We start from the raw sequence: 19,596 nt of genomic DNA, 5'->3' as shown, positions 1-19,596 counted from the left end.
TCTGTCCCTGTCGATTTATCGGGTAGTTCGACGGCCGCTCAGCGTCCGGTCGTATACCGCGGCATACGCCTCGGCCATCGCCGGAATGCTGTAGCGCTGCTCGGCCTGCCGCCGGGCGTTGCCGCCCTGCCGCGCGATGCGCGCCGGCGCCTCCGGACCGCCGAGATAACCCAGCAAGGCCTGTGCCATATTCTCCGTGTCACCGGCCGGCACCAACCGTCCGGTGACGCCGTCTTCCACCAGTTCGACGTTACCGCCCACTGCGGTGGCGACCACCGGCAGTCCGCTCGCCAGCGCCTCGAGGATGGTATTGGAGATGCCCTCGTTTTTCGACGGCAACACGAACACGTCGAATGCCTGCATCAGTGTCGCGATGTCATGGCGCTCGCCCGGCAGCCAGGCCAGATGCGCCATCCCTGCCTCGGCCAGCAGCTCCATGCAGGCCGCACGTGCAGACCCGTCGCCGACGATGACCAGCCGCGCCTCCACGGCCAGTTCGGGAGACTGTCGGAGCGCCTGGATAAAGGCGCGCGTGAGCATGGGATAGTCCTTGACCTCGACCATTCGACCGACCGACCCGAAGACCGTGCTGTCGGCGTCGGCGAATCCGGGCGGCAGCACCGCCGGCCGCGCACCGGCACGCGGGTGGAATTTCACGCTGTCGACGCCATTGTAGATCTGGTGCAGCTTGCTCGGCGACACCCCGACAGTCTGGCGTAGCCAGCTTTCAAGATCACGGCTGACCGCAATGTAATTCGACACGAACGCCCTGGCGGCACGGCGCAGCAGATTGTATTTCCAGTTGCGGCCATGCAGGTCGAACACGTCGCGCCCATGCTCGCCATGGACGGTGGCGTGCACGCCGGCGGCAGCGGCGACGAATTGCGCTTCCAGCGCGGCCAGATTGCGGGTGTGCACCAGATCCGGTTTGAGCTGGCGCAGCAGTCGCCAGAGCCGCACGGTCCAGCCGAGGCCATGCCCCGGCGCACGGTGCAGCGCATGGAACTCGACCGGCTGCGCCGTGATGCGTTGGCGAAAATCGCTGTAGTCGGTGAGCGCAACCACGGTATGCCGGTAGCGTTGCGGCGACAGGGTATTGAACAGGTTGACCATGCCGTTCTCCATGCCGCCGGTATCGAAACGGTGGACGATATGCACGATGTGTGCGGTCACTGCCCGTCGACCTGGTCGAGCCCGCGGGCGATGGCAGGCTCCATGTCCGCCGCAAAGCGTGCCAGGGTGGCGGTCGCCGCCTTGAAATCGGCATTCTGGTACGGCGTGGCGATCAGGACCGACAAGCCGTCGTCGCGTACCAGCCTGACCCGGTCGAACGCAAGGATCAGCTTGGCGAGATAGTCGTTGACGACGGAACGCTGATCGATCAGGTTCCATTGCCACACCAGCAGGCGCTGGCCGTTGCTCCCGCGCATCTTGGCCTGTCGCACCTGCCGCGCGATTCCGTCGATCCGTACGGTGACGATCGTTTCGCCGACGTTCGACCAGGCCGGGTCCTTCTGCTTGATCATGTAATTCTGCGAGTTGATGAGCTCGGCGCCCTGCCGCTGGGTTACGTAGTAATTCAGTTCCAGCATCACGTCATGTCCCGCCTGCGTATAGGACCGGCGCAGCTGGCGGTCGGCCCCGATCCAGTGCGGCACCCAGGTCGTGAAGGCCTCCCCGGGTTGCCAGCCGCCGGCCGCTTCGACCTGCAATGCCGGCATGTCGGGCAACGGACGTGACTCGATCCAATGTGCATACATCGGCCACAGGCCGGCCACCCCCAACGCGAGGAGGGCCGCCGGCAGGATCGACCGCGACGCCATGCCTGCTCCTCTTGTCTCCGCCAGCACGACAGGCTGCGGCGAAACAGTCTCCACCTGGTCGTCTTCGCGCCAGAAACTGCCGATCCAGAACAGCAGCATCATGACGATGCCGAAGAACACCCAACCGTAGATGTAGTGGTCGACGCCGAGCGCCAGCTTCATGTCGGACAGGTGGGCGATCATCACGATCATGAAGGCCCGCCCGCTGTTGGCGAAGACCGGAACGATCATCGCCGCTATGGAGAACAGCAGGCGTCGCTTCCACGAGCGGTAGGTAAGGTAGGCGTACAGCACACCGAGCGTCACCGAGGCGATCAGGTAACGCAAACCGGAGCAACCTTCCACCACCGACCAGTCGCCGCTGGGGATACTGAAAAACGTGCCCTCACGGTACACCGGTATGCCGGTGGCCTGCAGCATCGAGACGGTGAAATCGGCGGTCACGCCCATCAAGGGCTGGATCAGGAACTCGCCCATCGGGACCGCGAAGAAAAGGAACATCAGCGGGAAAAATGCCGCCCGCACGAATGCAGCGCCGAGCAGGGTCCATACCGCGGCGATCAACATGGCGATGAATGCGAGTTGCGCGACGACATTGACGCTGCCGGCGTCGGCCAGCAGCCAGCCGACGCCGGCGGCCGCCAGCAGATACAGGCCGCGCAGGTCGGCGCGTGGCCGGATTCGCGCCAGTTCGTCGCGCTTGCGCCAGATGAGCCAGATGCTGATGGGAACGATCAGATAGCCGTGGGCAAAGGTCTCCGAGCGCGCCCACACTTCCTCCATCGAGAGGAACGTCGGCCAGAAGATGGCGGTCAGGAGCAGCAGGACGCCTATCGTCACACCAGCGGGCAGCCACCAGCCTCGCGGCGTGGTCACGGGAAGGGTCTCAGGCAGGGCACTCATGCGGGGCACGTCTCCAGGGCAGAGGATGCGGCGGGCACCGCATCGAACAGGGCATCGATCATCGACAGATTGCGCGTCCAGTCGTAATGGGACAGGATGCAGGCGCGCGCCGGGGCGCTGGTGGTTCGCGCCTGCAATTGCGCAATGACGGCACCCGCCAGGCCGGCTTCGTCCTGTGCCAGCAGGAAGTCGCGTCCCGCCTCGGCACGGATGCCTTCCGCCGCCTGCGCGGTGACCACCACCGGACGTGCCATCGCCATCGCCTCCAGCACCTTGTTCTGGATACCGCGCGCAATCCGCAAGGGCGCCACGGCGCACGCCGCGTGCGCCAGATAGGGCCGCACATCGGGTACGCTGCCGGTGACGACGACGCCTGGTTGACGCGCCAGCGCCAGAACGGCTTCCGTCGGCCGGCTGCCGACGATGGTGAACTGAGCGGCCGGGACCGTCTCGCGAATGGCGGGAAACACCCGTTCTGCAAACCAGCTCACGGCGTCGACGTTCGGCCAGTAATCCATCGCACCGGTAAAGACGACACCCAATACGTCGGACGGATAGGGATTCGGATAGTCACGCGCCGGCGAGAAGTAATCGGCATCGACACCGTTCTCGAACGCACCGATCTTGTGGCGCGCTTGCGGAACCCGGCGCTGGAGCAGTGCCGCCTCGTCGCACGACACCAGCAGCGTGGCATCGAAATCCTGCGCCACCTGCGCCTCCCATGCCGCCAGCCTGCGGCCTTCGCGCGCGTAGAGCCAGGACATGGGCCAGCGCTGCGTCGGGGCGTATTGACTCCACTTGTCGGAGTCGACGTCGACCATGTCGAGCACGCGGCGGGACAGCTTCGTCGGCATGAACTGCGCCATCGCCGAGGAAAACGCGAGTCCACGCGTCACCTTTCCGGAGTCCGCCAGATCGGCGGCCCAGTGCCCGAGTTCGCGGCTGCGATAGTAAGGCAACGTCAGCGCCTGGCCGGTCAACAGTCCGGTCAGGCTCGCCAACTTGGCGCGGCGTGGTTTCAACGGTAACAGCTTGACCGAGGCGCAATAGGGCTTCAATGCATCGGCATACTGCCAGTCGTCGGGGTCGTCGACGAAGGCGCCGAGGTGGACAGCGTAACGCGCGCCCAGATGCCGCAACAGATGGAACGAGCGGATCTTGTCGCCTTTGTTGGGCGGGAACGGGATGCGATGTGCAAGAAACAGCAGCCCTTCTTTCACGCTCACCCCAGATTCTTGACGATGTGCGGCCCGATGACATTGGCGAGCGCCAGCGGCATTTTCTTCCAGGCCTGGATGAAGAGGCGGTATTTGGGATTGAGCGGATTGATCTCGGGAACGTCGCTGTCGGTTACCAGGAAATATTCGTAATACAGCGGCGTCGGCTCGAAACCCCAGTTCTTTTTGAAGTCGAACGAACCGGTGCCGCGCTTGCTGCGGCCGAAGTCGAACACCTTGAGGCCGCGTTCGCAGGCACGGCGCATCAATTCCCAGTACATGAAATCGTTGCCGGCCACCGCGCGCGCGGCGTCCACGCCTCCGCCGTAATACGGCAACACCTCGTCGCGGAAATAGAACGACATCACGCTGGCGATGACCTGCCCTTCCAGCGTGATAGTGAGCACCTCGCAATCGTCGCCGAACTCCTCCTTCAACAAGCGGAAGAATTTGCGCGAAAACACCGGTGTGCCCAGGCGGTGCACGCTCGCCGAATACGCCTGGAAGAATCGTGTGGTGTCGCTGTCGATTTCGCCCACCAGACCGGCCTTGATGCCTTTACGCACCATCGCGCGCTGCTTGCGCGGGATGGCATTCATATTGGCCTCGACGTCGGGTTCGATGGCTTTCTTGAAAGTGACGTACAGATCCTTGGTCGGCCAATGGGCATGCTGGGCCACCTGGTTGCGGTATTCGAGCGCGCCGACCTTGAGGCGCATGGCCAGGGCCTGTGCCGCCTCGTCGAGCGCGCGCCAGGCGGCGTCATGGTCGGCGAGGATGCCGCCATAGGCGCAGAACGGCAGCGAGCCCAGGCTGTGGCCGAACAGGCGGCTACGGATTTCGGCCAACGGCAGGACGCCCACGATCTCGCCGCCGCGTTCGGCGAGCATGAAATGCGTGCGGTGCCCAAAAGCGGCTTCGATCACGCGTTTCCAGCCGGCACGATGAAAGAACGTCGCATCCGGATGCGCATTCACGTAGGCATCCCACTGCGCGAGATCGCGTGCCTCCAGCGCGCGCACCGTGACATCGGTCGCCATCGTTTCAACCAGAAGGGGCTCGGATTGCATGTTCAATGTTTTGGCAGGAACACGCGGTCGACGCGGTCCCATTCGAAATCGGTGAGCAACTGGCGCAGTCTACCCGGCATGCGTTGCAGATTGACGTAATGGCGGAAGCGCGTCCTGGCCGACAGGCCGGACTGGCGCGGTTGTCCGGCGTCGATCTCCCACGGGTGGAAATAGAACATGCAGGGCGCGCGATCCTCCGTGTTGACGCGATTCAGCATCCAGCGCGACATCGAATACGGCAACAGGCGGAACCAGCCGCCACCGGCTGCAGGCCAGTTGCGCCCCATCAGCGGCACCGTGGTAGGCGGCAGTTCGAGGATGCCTGCTTCACCATTGGGGCGATGCGGGAAACGCGGCGCATCGGGCATGCCGTAATGGTCGTGGCGTACCGGATAGATGCTCGAGCTGTATACGTATCCTGCGTTTTCAAGTTCCTCGACCGCCCACCAGTTCTTCCGGTTGATGGAGAAACTCGGCGCACGGTAACCGCGGATGGCGACGCTACCGAGGTCTTCGAGAATATGCTTGGCCCGGGTGATGTCGGCGCGAAATTGCTCAGGGGTCAGGTCGCTCGCGCGCTGGTGGCCGTAGCCGTGACTGGCGAGTTCGTGGCCGTTGTCGACGATACGGCGCACCACCTGCGGGTAGCGCTCGGCGATCCAGCCGAGCGTGAAGAAAGTCGCCTTGGCATTCGTCTCGTCGAGCAGGCCGAGGATCAGGTCGACATTACGCTCGACCCGACATGGCAGCGTGTCCCAGTCTTCGCGCCGGATATGCGGGGCGAATGCCGACACCTGGAAATAATCCTCGACATCGATCGACATCGCGTTTTTGATGCGTTCGGCCATTACGCAATCCTCGTCCCCGACAGGGTATGAACCCCTTTCGGCATGGGCAGCCAGTCCTTCAGCTTGTACGCAATGCGCATCGCCGCGCGGCCATCCCAGTATTCGGGGATGCGGCCGGCCTTGCCGCCGCCCGCCATCACCTCGGCGAACGCGCGGCGGATGGCCTCGGGATGTGGGCCGACCAGCGTGTTGGTTCCTTCGTCGAGCGTGATCGGTCGCTCAGTATTCTCACGCAACGTGAGGCACGGCACACCCAGCGCCGTGGTTTCCTCCTGGATGCCGCCGGAGTCGGTCAGCACCAGCTTGGCATCGCGCATCAGGCCGAGCATTTCCAGGTAACCCACGGGCGGCAGGATGTGCAGGCCGTCGAGCTTGGCGGTGAAGCCGAATTTCTCGATGTTGCCGCGCGTGCGTGGATGCAGCGGCATCACCACCGGCAAAGTACGGTTGATTTCGCCGACCACATCCAGCAGCGCGGCGAGCGTCGGCGCATCGTCCACATTGGACGGCCGGTGCAGCGTCAACACCGCGTACTGCGACAGCGTGGCGCCCAGGGTCCGGGCGCTCGGCACGGCCTGTTCGAGGTTGCGATGCAGGGTGTCGATCATCACGTTGCCGACGAACTCGACGCGCGCGGGATCGATCCCCTCGCGCTGCAGGTTGGCCAGTGCGCTACGCTCGGTGGTGAACAACAGATCAGAAATCTGGTCGGTCAATACGCGGTTGATTTCTTCCGGCATGCTGCGGTCGTAGCTGCGCAGGCCGGCCTCGACATGGATCACGCGCACGCCGCGCTTGGCGGCCACCAGCGCACACGCGATGGTGGAATTGACGTCGCCCACCACGAGCACGGCCTGCGGCCGCACGCTTTCGAGCACGGGTTCGAAGCGTTTCATCACTTCAGCCGTCTGCACCGCATGACTGCCCGAACCCACTTCCAGATGATGGTCGGGCCGCGGAATGCCCAGATCGGCGAAAAAACTGTCACTCATCGCCGCGTCGTAATGCTGGCCGGTATGCAGCAGCTGCGCGGCAATGCCGGTCTCGGCCAGGGCGGCCATCACCGGGGCGATTTTCATGAAATTGGGGCGCGCACCTGCGACGCATAAAACCTGAGTCATGGCTGGATCGTCAGTGCGTGGTATCGGGGCTGTCCGGCGAGGCATCGCCGTCTGCCGCCGCGTGGCGTTCGCTCACCGTGTACAGGATTTTGCGCACGATGGGCAAGATACGGTTGACCGAACGTTCCACCTGATCGATGCGTTGCGCCAGACGGGCGCTATCTTCGTTATTCAGCACCCCGACTGCCTGCGCATGGTTGTTCACACCCGTTGTGCCATTGAAATCCTGGTGCGCGACCTCGTTCTTCAGATCGGCGATCACCTCGGCCACCTCGGCTTCGCCGAAATGATTTTTCTCTTCGAGAAAGCCGAACAGCAACAGGCGGTCGCAGGTGGTATTGAGGCGTCGCGGAATGCCGCCTGTAAAGCGGTGCAATTCGGCGAAGGCCTCGTCATCGAATCCCGGCGTGCCATGCCAGCCGACCGTACGCAGGCGGTGCTCGATATAGCCGCGCGTTTCGTCGGCATCGAGCGGTCCCAGATGGTAGGAGGCCACCACGCGCTGGCGCAGCTGCTGCATGTCCGGGCTTTGCAGAATGCCACGGAATTCGGGCTGTCCCAGCAGGAAGGTCTGGATCAGCGAACGTTCGCTGGTCTGGAAATTGGACAGCATGCGCAGCTCTTCCACGGCGCGCGGTGTCAGGTTCTGCGCCTCGTCCACCACCAGCAGCGCGCGCTTGCCCTGGCGCGCGGCCGCGGCCAGGAAATCCTCCAGATTCTTCAGCAGTGCGGATTTGGTCAGGCCTTCGTGCTCCAGGCCGAACGATGCGGCCACGCTACGCAAGGTGTCCTCCGCATCCAGCTGAGTCGACACCAGCTGCGCCGCCACCAGATTGTGGGACTCGAGCTGACGGAACAGGTTACGTACCAGCGTGGTCTTGCCGGCACCGACCTCGCCGGTGATGACGATGAATCCCTCGCCCAGCGACAGGCCGTAATCCAGGTAGGCCATCGCCCGCTTGTGGCCCTTGGAGCCGAAGAAAAATCGCGGATCGGGATTGAGCTGGAACGGCTTGGCGCTAAAGCGGTAATAGTCTTCGTACATGGACAATCCGTTGTCTGAGTGGAGGCACGGCGCACTGGATAAAGCAACCGCTGTGCCATGCCGGCGGATCGGTCAGAAGCGCATGTTGACCGACGCCGTAAGGCTGTTTTCGTCGTAGTCGGCGTTCGCCACGTTCGAACTCCGTTGGGTATGGCGGAAAGTCAACGCACCGTAGAGCTTGTCGGCAAAGCGGCGGTTGAGGCCGAGACTGAGACTGAGGAGGTCGTCCTGCCTGGCCACGCCACCGGCCACCAAACTATCCAAGTTGGTACGGGTCAGTGACAGGCTACTGTTGACTGTCGTTGCAGCAGACAGACGATAGCTTACCGTCCCCACCACACTTTGAATATGATCCTGGGCATTGCTCAATTGCTGGTACAGTCGTTTCGTGTCCTGCGCCGAGAGACCGAATCCCAGTTTCCCGATATCCCATGACACTCCAGCTGTGAGGCTCTTGATGATGAAAATACCATTGGCCGTCCCAATCCCAAGATCCCCCCTCAACCCCAGATTTGCGTACAAATCCAACAATTCCTGTTGAGTCGTCGCCAGATTAAGTAATTCGAATGGTTCGTAAGGTCCGTCGCAAGTCGACATAGGCCGCTGATTGGGATCAGTCACCAATATATATTGATTACGTCCTCCTCCAAGTGGGCACTTCCAGTAAGTACGGCCACTCTGCAATAGCAATTGCTGACTGATATCACTCACATCCTCGGAATAGCTCATCCGCCATTGCGTGAGCCGCGTGCGGTGGTTGGCGGCCAGGCTGAACGTGCGACCAAAATAGCGCTCGCCGGCCGAGGCTTCGACGCTCGTACGGCGCGTGGGCGACCAGCCGAAGCCGGCGCTGTAGAAGGAACCGCTCGTTCCGCTCCGGCTCAGGTAATCGTTCGAATCATGACCGACCGTGCCGAACACCCTGAATTGGCGGGTCAAGGCATAGCCAGCCGTTGCACTGGCGCTCTCGAAAGTGGCGTCCGTATTGTTGACGCTATTGATGGCATTGCTGTTCTGCAGTTTGCGGAGGGAGTAATTGAGTCCCCAACTGAGATCGGTAAAGCGGGTGCCGCTTTTCAGACTGGCCGCAAACGAATTCGAATTGGCATTGGGCGCGACGTTATTCTGAAAAATCGCCCCGCTGGCTGTGTAACGTGCCTGCGCGAAGGCGAAGGTTCCCAGCCGCTGCTGGATGTAGGGGCTGATCGAATAGGTGCCGACGGTGGTCCGGTTGCTGTTGTTGACCGTGGCATCGGCAGGCGACCCCAGCAGCGAGATCAGTTGCTGCGAGATGTGGGCATTGCCATCGATGAACAGGAAATCCTGGACCAGTTCGGCTTTCCCGACCGCGTTCAGGTTGTGATAGAAGTTGTCGCTCTGGCCGCCGCCGAAACGCTTCACGCCCGTCAGGCCGTATTGCAGACTGGCCTGCACCCTACGCGATCCTTCCGAGCGCAATGTGAAACCGGGCGTCGCGGTGAGGATCAAGGCGTCCTGCGTATTGCTCGAGCTCTGTTTGACGTTGTCGGTGTAGGTGGACGACGCATTCAGGGTGGGTTCGAAGCGCCAGTCGATGGCGTGGGCGGTCGGCGCGACGGCCAGCGCCATGAGGACACCACACGCACCGGCACGGCGAATCGCCTTGTTCCATGCCGCCGGCGCGCCGGGGCGGCGCTTACTTGCCGTAACTGCCATAGTAGCCATAGTAGTAGTCTGCGCCCGGGGTCGGCGTGGTCTTGTTCAGCAGCATGCCGACGACCTCGCACGATTGGATATGGCTCAAGGCTTCGCGTACCGCCTCCTGCGAGGTTTTTTCGGCTTCCACCACCATGACGATCTGGCCCATGTGCGTGGCGAGTACGCTCGACTCGCTGGTCGCCAGCAGCGGCGGCGAATCGAACAGGATGATACGGTCGGGGTACCGGTTGCCGATGTCCTCGATAAGACGCGTCATGGCGGCACTCGCCAGCAACTCGGTCGCGCGCTTGTAGGTGCGGCCGGCAGGCAGCACGGTCAGCTTGGCGATGTCGGTCTTGATCAGCACGTCGGACAATTTGAGGTCCTTGTCCTGCAGCACGTCGAGCAGGCCTTTGTCCGCATGGATACCGAGGTATTCGGGTACGCGCGGCTTGGCGACGTCGGCGTCGATCAGCAGGACGGTGCGATCCATCTCCATCGCCATCGAGATCGCCAGGTTGATGGCGCAGAAGCTCTTGCCCTCGCCCGGCAGCGAGCTGGTGACCATGATGAGATTGCCGTTCTTGACGCGTGCCGTACCCTGGCCAAATGCATTGGCGATGAGCGGCCGCTTGATGATACGAAACTCTTCGGCGATCTGGCTCTTTTCCGCATCCGGCGCGACTACGCCCATCCGATGCAGGCGCGCCAGGTTGATCGACTGCACCTGACTTCCGCCTTCCATCGCGAGGGTATCCGGCGCATTGAATATCGGCTCGACCGGTGTCGCCACAAAAGGCGCCGCATGGCTGCTGCGTTGCTTGTTGAGCGCATTTTCGATCAGGCTGGCGTCGTGGCCGGGATCGCTCTGGGGAGCGGGATGCGGCGCGCCCGTGCCAATCTTGCCTGCTGCTTTTTCAATAATGCTCATGGTTTCTCCTAGCCGGCGCGCGACACGAGCAGTTGCAGGACCATCACCGCGCCATAGGCGGCAATCAGGCTACCCAGTGCTGCCAGATACGTCAGCAGGCCTTTGCGTTTGCGGCGACGGGTTTCGTCGGTTTCCACCCGGGACACGGCGCCCAGCAGCGGCAAACCGGTCAGTTCGCGCAGGACACGGCGATCGGTCACGGTACGGCGCAGCTGGCTCAACAGGAAGGCCACCGCAATGCCGGCACCGAGTCCGCCCAGCGTCACCAGCGAAAGCAGCAATGGGCGGTTCGGCCAGGCCGGCTGGCTCGGCACGAAAGGCGGATCGATCACGCGGAAATCGACGGTGTCGGTCTTGCTCTCGACTTCGCCCGACATGGTGACCGACTCGCGGCGCTTGAGCAGGGCATCGTAGTTCTGTCGATACACGTCGTAATCGCGCATCAGCTGGGTATATTCCTGCTCCACCTGCGGAATCATGTTGGACGCATTGCGCAACTCGGCATAACGGCGTTGATATTCCGCCACGCGCGCGCGCAGGGAGGACACGTTGGCATCCGCTTCGGCGATGGAAAGCGTGAGCTGCTGATAGACCGGATTCTGAATCTTGGAGCCCGACGGGTCGGCCTTGTGCTTCGCCAGATCGGCCTTCTTCTCCGCCTCCAGTTTTTCGATCAGGCGCTTGGTCGCCTGGACATCGGGATGCAGGTCGGTGTATTGCAGGCGCATTTGATCCATCTGCTTTTGCAAAGCCTGGATGCGGTCATCGATTTCGCTGTTGGTCGCACCCGCCGCTGCCGCAGCGGTCAACTCAGGTTCCTCGTCCGACAACTGGCGCTTCAGCTGGTCGCGACGGTTGATCGCTTCCTGCTGGTCCAGCTGGGCCTGCCGCAACTGGGTGCTCACCTCGGCCAGCTTCGCGTAATAGTCGCCCCCCTGCCCCGGCATCATGCCGATATGCTTCTGCTTGAATTCCTTGAGCGCGTTTTCGGCATCGGTCAGCTTCTGCTGATACTGCTGCAACTGCTCTTCGATGAAGCGTTGCGAACTGGAAATATCCTGGCGCGTCTTGCCGAGACTGGATTCCACGAAAATGGTCAGCAACGACTGCACGACCTTCTTGGCCAGTTCGCCGTTGGCATCCTGGTAGCTGATGGTATAGAGATTCTCGCGCCCCGCATCGGCGATGGAAATCTTGCTCGCCAGGTCGTTCAACATCCGTTCGGTCTGTTCGGACGTTTTCGCCTTGACGTCCAGATCGGTCATGCGCGCAACTTTTTCCAGCGTCGGCCGGCTCACCAGCTGGCGCGTCATCAGTTTGATCTGCTGCTCGACGTTAGGCTCCGCCGCCAGCCCTGACAGCAACGGCTTCAACAGGGTTTGCGTATCCACATAGACGCGCGCTGACGCCTGGTAGCGGTCCGGGATCATCATCACCCAGGTCCAGCCGACGACGCATACCAGCCAGGCTATCGCCACGCCCCACCAGCGACGATACCAGGCGGCTTTGGCATAGCCAAAAAGTTGCTGCAACAATTGATCCATGTGGACGTTCCGCCATCAAGAAGCGCCGCCCAACGGCGGCGCAGACACGTTTTAGAACAGGCTTTCCGGCACGACCAGCACGTCACCCGGCCGCATGTCGACGTTGGCCGACGTATCGCCGCCGCGCAGCAGGTCGTCAAGTCGCACGCCGAGACGTTCCTGCTTGCCGTCCACAGTACGCAGGATGTAGGCCTTGTTGCCCGCCGCGAAATCGGTCAGTCCGCCCACCGAGATCATCAGGTCGATCAGGCTCATATGCTCGCGGTAGTTCAGCGCCTGCGGTTTGGCCGCCTCGCCCACGACACGGATCTGCTGATCGAACGGACCGATGCCGCCCGAGACGATGACGGTGACGATGGGTTCCTGGATGTATTTGCCGAGCGCCTTCTCGATATCGCGCGCCAGCTGGGTGGGGGTCTTGCCGGAGGCCTGGATATCCTCGACCAGATTCATGGTCATCTTGCCGTCAGGGCGGACCGGGAAGGTTCCGGAGACTTCGGGGTTGCGCCAGACGAAGACCTGGACCGAATCGCCCGGGCCGATGAGGTAATTCCAGTTGTAGCTTCCCGTCTGCGCAGGGGCGGGCGGATAGGTCGGCGTGCTGGAGCAGCCTGCCATGGCAGCGACGGCCAGCATGACGCCAGCACGTGCAAGATGCTTCTTGATCGTAAACATATCCATCCTCCCTTATATGCCGTTAATCCGCTGGCATTATGCCAGAGCGAACTAGAAAACTGGTGTCAACGCAAAGACTGCTAGCAAGCCGCAGGCCAAATCGGAATTTTCTCGAAATCCCCGCCACGCCGCGATTTACGCGTCCCCCGCCATGGCTGGAGCGTCGGCCGCTCGACAGCGATGTCGTAAGTCTGTCGCCTGCCGCGCTATTATGCCAACCATGAGCACGCATGAAATCGACAGCCTAGACACCCTGCGCCAGCATATTCGCGATTTCGCGCTGGCACGCGCATGGGAGCGTTACCATACCCCCAAGAATCTGGCCATGGCGCTTTCCGTGGAAGCGGCGGAACTGCTCGAGCCTTTCCAGTGGCTAACGGCAGAACAGAGCGGGCAGTTGAGTCCGGAACAACACGAAGCGGTACGCCAGGAAATCGCCGACGTATTGATCTACCTGACCCGGCTGGCTGACCTGCTGGACATCGACCTGCTCGACGCCGCCGCCGACAAGCTGGCGATCAATGCACGCAAATACCCGGTCGACAAGGCGCACGGCAACGCGCTCAAATACTCAGCCTTCCAACCCGATCAAGACAGCCCAGAATGACCAACCAGTATTACAAGCACCATGTTTTTTTCTGCACCAACCAGCGTGACGACGGCGCCAAATGCTGCGGCGCGTCCGGCGGCCAGCAGATGCGCGATTACCTGAAGAAAAAGGTCAAGCACGTTCATCTCAACGGCGAAGGCAAGTGCCGTATCAACAGTGCCGGCTGCCTCGACCGCTGTGACGAGGGCCCGCTGCTGGTCGTGTACCCCGAAGGCGTCTGGTATACCTATGTGGACGAAGCCGATATCGACGAAATATTCGAGGTCCACCTCAAGCAGGGGCGTATTGTCGAGCGCTTGCAATTGAAGTGACGCGGCCGAGCGGAACGGCCACATGAAGCGTTACAAGCTGCGTATCCCGGTATCCGTAGGCAAGCTGGAAACCGTGATCGACGACCCCGAGACCGAACGCCGCGGCCTGCTGCTGGTCGCCCATCCGCACCCCTTGCATGGCGGCAGTCTCGACAACAAGGTGGTGACGACCCTGGCCAAGGCGGCCAACGAGGCCGGCTGGATCAGCGTGCGCCCGAATTTCCGCGGCGTCGGCATGAGCGACGGCGAATTCGACGCCGGCGTCGGCGAAACCGAGGACCTGCTCGCTGTCGCCCGCTTCGTCGAGGCCAGCTACCCCGGTCTGCCGTGGGCACTGGCCGGTTTCTCGTTCGGCGCTTTCGTGCAGCATCGGCTGCGCCAGGAACTCCATGCAAAACGCCTGATCCTGGTCGCCCCGGCGGTCACCATGTACGAATTCGATCCGGTTCCACCCGACACGATTGTGATTTTTGGCGATGCCGACGAACTCATCCCGCCCACCGCGATCCGGCTGTGGGCCGAGCAGCAGCAGCTTGCGGTGAAAGCCATCCCCGGCGCTGGGCATTTCTTCCACGGCAAGCTGAAGGAACTGAAGCAGGCGTTTCTGGAGGCCTGTCCATGCTGAAGGTACGCGGGCTGACAAAAAAATACGGCGACACCGAAGTGGTGCGCGGCCTCGACCTGACTGTGCGGCGCGGCGAGTGTTTCGGCCTGCTCGGGCCCAACGGCGCCGGCAAGACCACCACGCTGCGCCTGCTGCTGGGCCTGATCGAGCCGGATGGCGGCAGCATCGAACTGGCCGGCATCGCGGTCCCGCAACGCTCGCGCGAGGCCCGCATGAAAGTCGGCGTGGTGCCGCAGATGGACAACCTCGACCCGGACTTTTCGGTACGCGAGAACTTGCTCGCCTACGGCCGTTATTTCGGCATGAGCAAGGCCGCCGTCACGGCACGCGTGCCGGAATTGCTCGATTTCGCCGGGCTCGCCAGCAAGGCCGATGCGCAGATCGCCCAGCTGTCGGGCGGCATGAAACGACGCCTCACGCTCGCCCGCGCGCTGGTGCATGATCCCGACATCCTGTTCCTCGACGAGCCCACCACCGGACTCGACCCGCAGGCGCGCCATCTCATCTGGCAGGGCCTGCGGCGGCTGATCAACGCCGGCAAGACCATCGTGCTGACCACGCATTTCATGGACGAGGCCGAACGCCTCACCGACCGTCTCGCCATCCTCGACCACGGCCGTGTCGTCGCCGAAGGCGCGCCGCGCGCGCTGATCGAAACGCATATCGAGCCGGCAGTGGTCGAAGTGTTCGGCGAAGGCCTGGCCGATTGGACCGGCCAGCACGCGGCCGATCTGTGCCAGCGCTTCGAGACCGTCGGCGAAACGCTGTTCTGCTACACCAGTACGCCCGACATCGTGATCGACGCGCTCAAGCATGCCCCGGCCTTGCGCTACCTGCACCGCCCGTCGAACCTGGAGGACGTGTTCCTCAAGCTCACCGGGCGCGACTTGAGGGATTGAGCGCATGAATCCTTTATTCCGCCTTCCCCGTCTGTCGGCACGCTTCATTCCGGTATGGCAGCGCAACTACCTCGTGTGGAAGAAGCTCGCCATCCCGTCCATCCTCGGCAACCTGGCCGACCCCATGCTGTACATGCTCGGATTGGGCTACGGCCTTGGCAGCCTGCTGCCTGACGTCGGCGGCATGCCCTACCTGACCTTCCTCGCTGCCGGTACCGTGGCCTACAGCACGATGAACGCGGCCACCTTCGAGGTGCTGTATTCGAGCTTCTCGCGCATGCACGTACAGCGCACCTGGGATGCGATCCTCAACGCGCCGATGACGCTCGACGACGTGATGCTGGGCGAACTGACCTGGGCTGCGTCCAAAAGCCTGCTCTCCGGCGTGGCGATCCTGGCGGTGATCTGGGGACTGGGGCTCTACGGAAATTTCTGGATGACGCTGTGGATCGTCCCCGTCGTCGCCCTGGTCGGCTTCTGCTTCGGCGGCATGGGCTTGGTGATGAACGCGGTCTCGCCCAGCTACGACTTCTTTCTCTACTATTTCACGCTGGTGATCACGCCGATGGTGCTGCTGTGCGGGGTGTTCTTCCCCGTGTCGCAGCTGCCTGCGGCCGTGCAAGGCGTGTCCGCCTGGCTGCCGCTCACCCACGCCATCGACCTCGCTCGACCGCTGGTCGTCGGCACCGTGCCAGACAACATCGCGCTGCACGTGATCGCGCTGCTGGTTTACGGCAGCCTCGGCTACATCGTCGCGCTGGCGCTCACCCGCAGACGGCTCCTGAAATAAGCGGGTGTCGAAACGCCGACGACCGCGTCGGCCCATGGACGCAACAGGCAACTGGAAAACGGCATGCCGCCCGGCTCGACGCGGGTTACGGTCCATTTGACCACGGGTACGGGAATTGCGAAGTCATTCGCAATTCCTCACCCAGATCTTCGCCATGTCCCGCAAACCCTCCGCTTCACGCGCCCGCACCCGTCGTATCGGTCTGCTTGGTCTGCTGCTCGCCACGGCACTCACGCCGGCCGGCATTCTGATAGGCACGGTCACCGCCGCTGCCCTGGTCGGGGGGCTGGCACTTCATCTGGACCACGCCAGGCCCACGTCGCCTGCCGTCGTCACACCTCACTTTGTCGCGAAGCAGCGCCTGCATCCGCTCGCCATCGAACACAAGGGGGAAACCCTCTCGCTTGTCATGGCCGAGAGCGATTTTGCAGACGGCGGCAACCTGGACCCATTCATCCTCACCGGGCCGTCACCCGGCAATCCTGCCGGCAACGAGGCGGCGCCTGACCATATGGAACACGGCATGCCGGGCCCGGACCGCGCGCCGGGCGGCAAACCTGACAGAGCGCGTCCTTTGGCGCCGTCGCATCCACCATCGGGCGAGCCCGCCGGCATCCCGCCCGGCGACGGATCTTTCTTTCCTGCAGGGAAGCCGCAAGGCAGCCCCGCCATCCCGCCCCAGGCAAACGGCCCCTCCACCCCACCTCCAGGCGGCCCGCACTCACCCGAGCATAACGGCCCGACCGGGGGACCCGGTGCACCCTGGGCGCCGACATCGCCCGACGAAGCACCGGGCGGGAACATGCCGCCGACCCCGTTCCCCGCAGCCGGCCCCGGTTCGTGGACGCCGCCCCAGACGGACACGCCCCTCGGCCCGCCGTCAGGCCAGCAAGCAGCCACTCAGCCTCATGCCGTACCGGAACCGTCGATGATGGGATTGATGGCGCTCGGTATCGCCACCCTGCTCTGGATGGGGCGCCGTCGGACGATGCCGTAGGGGACAGCCGGATTCTAGACGCCTGCCGCCTGCTGGTCGGCGTGGTAACTCGAGCGCACCATCGGCCCGCAGGCGGCGTGCTTGAAGCCCATTGCCAGTGCTTCCTGCTCGAACTGGGCGAAGCGTTCGGGGGTGACAAAGCGCAGCACGGGCAGATGATGCTGCGAAGGCTGCAGATACTGGCCCAGCGTCAGCATGTCCACATCGTGTGCACGCAGATCGCGCATCACCTGCAGGATCTCGTCGTCGTCCTCCCCCAGCCCCAGCATGAGGCCGGATTTGGTCGGGATGTCCGGATGGTGTGCCTTGAAGTCCCGGAGCAGTTTCAGCGAGTGCGCATAATCCGCACCAGGACGCGCCGCCTTGTAAAGGCGCGGCACGGTTTCCAGATTGTGGTTCATCACGTCGGGCGGGGCGGTGGCGAGCATGTCGAGCGCCTTGTCGAGCCGTCCACGGAAATCGGGGGTCAGGATTTCGATCCGCGTCGACGGCGAAGACTCACGCACGGCAGCGATGCACTGCGCAAAATGTTCGGCGCCGCCATCGCGCAAATCGTCGCGGTCGACACTGGTGATCACTACGTATTTCAATGCCATCAGCGCAATCGTATCGGCCAGATGGCGCGGTTCTTCAACGTCTGGCGGCAGTGGCGTGCCATGGCCGACGTCGCAGAAAGGGCAGCGCCGCGTGCACAGGTCGCCAAGGATCATGAAGGTGGCGGTGCCATGGCCGAAGCATTCGCCCAGGTTGGGGCACGAGGCCTCTTCGCACACCGTGTGCAGCTTCGCTTCGCGCAGGATGCCCTTCAGCCGGGCCACGTTGGGCACGTTGGGCGACTTGGCGCGGATCCAGGACGGCAGCCGCATCCTGGGTTGCGGCACGATCTTGATCGGGATTCGCGCGGTCTTGGCTGCGCCTTTGTGCTGGAGAGGGTCTGCCATGGTCTGACCATACCGGGAAATGCAATTCCCGGATTCTAGCCTATGCGCCCAACAACCCCGACCCTGCCGGCTGTATGGTGTGCACTACGCCCGACTCGATCGGCAGTCTAGACTTCCACCCAGACTTGGCCGGCTTCTATTTTCACCGGATAGGTCCGGATCGGCTCGTCTGCGGGGTCGCAGGTGGGCTGACCGGTGGTGAGATCGAAATAACTGCCGTGCAGCGAGCACTTGATCTTGCCATCCTTGATACAACCCAGGTACAGCGAGTAATCCTCGTGGCTGCACATTTCGTCGACGACGTAATGGGTGCCGCCGGCATTGCATAGCAGCAGCCGCTTGCCGTCGACAAGGACGCGCTTCATCTCGGCGGGTTTGAGCTCGTCGGCAGCGGCGATGGCAATGTATTTGCCCATCACTTGACCCGTACGACGGCCTTGCCGGAATCCAGCACAGCACGAATCTGCGCGGCCGCGTCGGCCACGCTGGCGGCCTTGCCGACGTGATGCAGGACAATCGAACCGGCCAGCACCAGTGAATCATAGGTCGCACCCTTGTCGCCCTTGAGCGCCAGGATGCCCGCTTCGGCAGCAGCGTGCGCGGTGGCCTTGATGTCGATCGCGGCGACGATCTCGTCCTCGCCCGCTTCGGTGGCGACCGCGCCGGGCAGTGGCACCGCGCGTACCGGCTGAGCGATGCCGAGCGCCACCGGATCGACCGTCGCTTCGATTTCGACACCCCGATCGTGATAGTGGAAATACTTGCCAGCCTGGCGCAGCGACGGGATCACGCCGCCTTCGACGCCGCGCACGATACAGGCCGTGTCAAAGCCGGCCTCACGCGCGAGGTCGGCATACACCGGCGGATAAGGCTTGTGCACGTAGCCTGTGACGAAATGGGTCAGCTTGCGGCCCTCTATGGGCTTGGATAGCACTTCCACCGTCGTCAGTACCTGGCGCTTGATCATCTGCGCACGGAGCGTGGTGAGGTTGTGCAGACCGGGATTGGATTGTGCCTGGTCGATGTAGGTCCAGCCGAGGGTGGGATCGGCCAGCCGCGCGGCGGCCTCCGCCGGCGTCAGGTTGACCGGCACGCCCGCGGCTTCCAGCACATGGCGCGCCGTCACGCCGTACTTGGGCCCGACCTTGTCGAGGCCATGACTGACGACGTGCACGCCGAATTCGGCCAGCAAGGGGCCCAGGAAAGGCGCGGCAGGCAGGCAGCGATTGTAGCCGTCATAGGGATCGCCGATGTCGACCACTTCGTCGACCTCCGCCGTGACGCGGCGGGTGGTTTCGAGCACGGCGTCGAGCACGCCGCGGTTTTCGTCCATCGTCTCGCGTTTCATGCGCAGGGCGATGAAATAGATGCCGACCTGAATCGGGTCGATCACGTTGTCGATGATGGCCTTGGTGCCCAGATGCGCCTCGGTGCGGCTGATGTTCTTGGACAGGTCCGGACCGGTGGCGATGCGCTGGATGATCGAGCGCATCAGGAGTTTAGGGTCGGACGGCAGCGTATCGGTGCTCATGAATAACTCCATTAGAAGTTATAAGAATACTTATAACC

20 protein-coding genes are annotated in these 19,596 nt (G+C 63.1%); 6 read left to right on the top strand and 14 right to left on the bottom strand.

Annotation, left to right across the window (positions count from 1 at the left end; translation table 11 throughout):
• Nucleotides 1-15: 15 nt before the first annotated feature.
• From ABT23_RS03060 to ABT23_RS03010, 11 genes are all read right to left on the bottom strand, one after another.
• Nucleotides 16-1,173: a TIGR03088 family PEP-CTERM/XrtA system glycosyltransferase gene (locus ABT23_RS03060; protein WP_296630968.1), complete on the bottom strand. Its 1,158-nt coding sequence runs from the start codon at nt 1,171-1,173 to the stop codon at nt 16-18.
• The gene (gene xrtA / locus ABT23_RS03055) at nt 1,170-2,726 is read right to left on the bottom strand and encodes an exosortase A (protein WP_296630965.1); all 1,557 of its coding nucleotides are present in this window, start codon (nt 2,724-2,726) and stop codon (nt 1,170-1,172) included. The genes ABT23_RS03060 and xrtA overlap by 4 nt, the downstream gene beginning before the upstream one ends.
• Nucleotides 2,723-3,952: a TIGR03087 family PEP-CTERM/XrtA system glycosyltransferase gene (locus ABT23_RS03050; protein ID WP_296630962.1), complete on the bottom strand. Its 1,230-nt coding sequence runs from the start codon at nt 3,950-3,952 to the stop codon at nt 2,723-2,725. The genes xrtA and ABT23_RS03050 overlap by 4 nt, the downstream gene beginning before the upstream one ends.
• Nucleotides 3,949-5,013, bottom strand: a complete 1,065-nt coding sequence (locus tag ABT23_RS03045; protein ID WP_296630961.1) for a FemAB family XrtA/PEP-CTERM system-associated protein — start codon at nt 5,011-5,013, stop codon at nt 3,949-3,951. Before ABT23_RS03045 ends, ABT23_RS03050 begins: the two co-directional genes overlap by 4 nt.
• Before the next feature lie 2 nt (nt 5,014-5,015).
• On the bottom strand, nt 5,016-5,861 hold the full coding sequence (locus ABT23_RS03040; RefSeq protein ID WP_296630959.1) for an XrtA system polysaccharide deacetylase: 846 nt from the start codon (nt 5,859-5,861) through the stop codon (nt 5,016-5,018).
• The gene (gene wecB / locus ABT23_RS03035) at nt 5,861-6,982 is read right to left on the bottom strand and encodes a UDP-N-acetylglucosamine 2-epimerase (non-hydrolyzing) (protein WP_296630957.1); all 1,122 of its coding nucleotides are present in this window, start codon (nt 6,980-6,982) and stop codon (nt 5,861-5,863) included. Before wecB ends, ABT23_RS03040 begins: the two co-directional genes overlap by 1 nt.
• A gap of 10 nt (nt 6,983-6,992) precedes the next feature.
• Nucleotides 6,993-8,027 carry an XrtA/PEP-CTERM system-associated ATPase gene (locus tag ABT23_RS03030; RefSeq protein WP_296630955.1) on the bottom strand — a complete coding sequence of 345 codons (1,035 nt, stop codon included), beginning with the start codon at nt 8,025-8,027 and terminating at the stop codon, nt 6,993-6,995.
• 72 nt (nt 8,028-8,099) lie between these two features.
• Entirely contained in the window at nt 8,100-9,731 is a 1,632-nt protein-coding gene (locus tag ABT23_RS03025; protein WP_296630952.1) for a TIGR03016 family PEP-CTERM system-associated outer membrane protein, read from the bottom strand.
• Entirely contained in the window at nt 9,703-10,635 is a 933-nt protein-coding gene (locus ABT23_RS03020) for an XrtA-associated tyrosine autokinase (RefSeq protein ID WP_296630949.1), read from the bottom strand. The genes ABT23_RS03025 and ABT23_RS03020 overlap by 29 nt, the downstream gene beginning before the upstream one ends.
• 8 nt (nt 10,636-10,643) lie before the next feature.
• The gene (locus tag ABT23_RS03015; protein ID WP_296630947.1) at nt 10,644-12,179 is read right to left on the bottom strand and encodes an XrtA system polysaccharide chain length determinant; all 1,536 of its coding nucleotides are present in this window, start codon (nt 12,177-12,179) and stop codon (nt 10,644-10,646) included.
• A gap of 51 nt (nt 12,180-12,230) precedes the next feature.
• Entirely contained in the window at nt 12,231-12,854 is a 624-nt protein-coding gene (locus ABT23_RS03010) for an XrtA/PEP-CTERM system exopolysaccharide export protein (RefSeq protein WP_296630944.1), read from the bottom strand.
• 211 nt (nt 12,855-13,065) lie between these two features.
• Here ABT23_RS03010 and ABT23_RS03005 point away from each other — a divergent pair, with 211 nt between their 5' ends.
• The 6 genes from ABT23_RS03005 to ABT23_RS02980 all read left to right on the top strand — a co-directional run bounded on the left by ABT23_RS03005 (nt 13,066) and on the right by ABT23_RS02980 (nt 17,086).
• Complete coding sequence (locus ABT23_RS03005) at nt 13,066-13,461, top strand: nucleotide pyrophosphohydrolase (RefSeq protein ID WP_296630942.1); 396 nt, start codon at nt 13,066-13,068, stop codon at nt 13,459-13,461.
• The gene (locus ABT23_RS03000) at nt 13,458-13,775 is read left to right on the top strand and encodes a (2Fe-2S) ferredoxin domain-containing protein (RefSeq protein WP_296630940.1); all 318 of its coding nucleotides are present in this window, start codon (nt 13,458-13,460) and stop codon (nt 13,773-13,775) included. The genes ABT23_RS03005 and ABT23_RS03000 overlap by 4 nt, the downstream gene beginning before the upstream one ends.
• 22 nt (nt 13,776-13,797) lie before the next feature.
• Nucleotides 13,798-14,400, top strand: a complete 603-nt coding sequence (locus tag ABT23_RS02995; protein WP_296630937.1) for an alpha/beta hydrolase — start codon at nt 13,798-13,800, stop codon at nt 14,398-14,400.
• Nucleotides 14,394-15,299, top strand: coding sequence for an ATP-binding cassette domain-containing protein (locus ABT23_RS02990; RefSeq protein WP_296630934.1), 906 nt, complete (start codon nt 14,394-14,396; stop codon nt 15,297-15,299). Before ABT23_RS02995 ends, ABT23_RS02990 begins: the two co-directional genes overlap by 7 nt.
• A gap of 4 nt (nt 15,300-15,303) precedes the next feature.
• Nucleotides 15,304-16,089 (top strand): ABC transporter permease, encoded by a 786-nt coding sequence (locus ABT23_RS02985; protein WP_296630932.1) that lies wholly within the window; start codon nt 15,304-15,306, stop codon nt 16,087-16,089.
• Nucleotides 16,090-16,243: 154 nt separating this feature from the next.
• The gene (locus tag ABT23_RS02980) at nt 16,244-17,086 is read left to right on the top strand and encodes a PEP-CTERM sorting domain-containing protein (RefSeq protein WP_296630930.1); all 843 of its coding nucleotides are present in this window, start codon (nt 16,244-16,246) and stop codon (nt 17,084-17,086) included.
• A 14-nt stretch (nt 17,087-17,100) separates the two neighbouring features.
• Here the strand turns inward: ABT23_RS02980 and lipA are convergent, their stop codons facing one another.
• The 3 genes from lipA to ABT23_RS02965 all read right to left on the bottom strand — a co-directional run bounded on the left by lipA (nt 17,101) and on the right by ABT23_RS02965 (nt 19,558).
• Entirely contained in the window at nt 17,101-18,027 is a 927-nt protein-coding gene (gene lipA, locus ABT23_RS02975; RefSeq protein ID WP_296630927.1) for a lipoyl synthase, read from the bottom strand.
• A 107-nt stretch (nt 18,028-18,134) separates the two neighbouring features.
• Nucleotides 18,135-18,443, bottom strand: a complete 309-nt coding sequence (locus tag ABT23_RS02970; protein ID WP_296630924.1) for a non-heme iron oxygenase ferredoxin subunit — start codon at nt 18,441-18,443, stop codon at nt 18,135-18,137.
• Nucleotides 18,443-19,558: an anthranilate phosphoribosyltransferase gene (locus ABT23_RS02965; protein WP_296630922.1), complete on the bottom strand. Its 1,116-nt coding sequence runs from the start codon at nt 19,556-19,558 to the stop codon at nt 18,443-18,445. The genes ABT23_RS02970 and ABT23_RS02965 overlap by 1 nt, the downstream gene beginning before the upstream one ends.
• Between the last annotated feature and the right edge of the window lie 38 nt (nt 19,559-19,596).

The organism is Thiobacillus sp. SCN 63-57, from assembly GCF_001725555.1.
Taxonomy (GTDB): domain Bacteria; phylum Pseudomonadota; class Gammaproteobacteria; order Burkholderiales; family Thiobacillaceae; genus Thiobacillus.
Note: the sequence above shows the minus strand (reverse complement) of the source record. Positions and strands in the feature narration are given on the sequence as shown.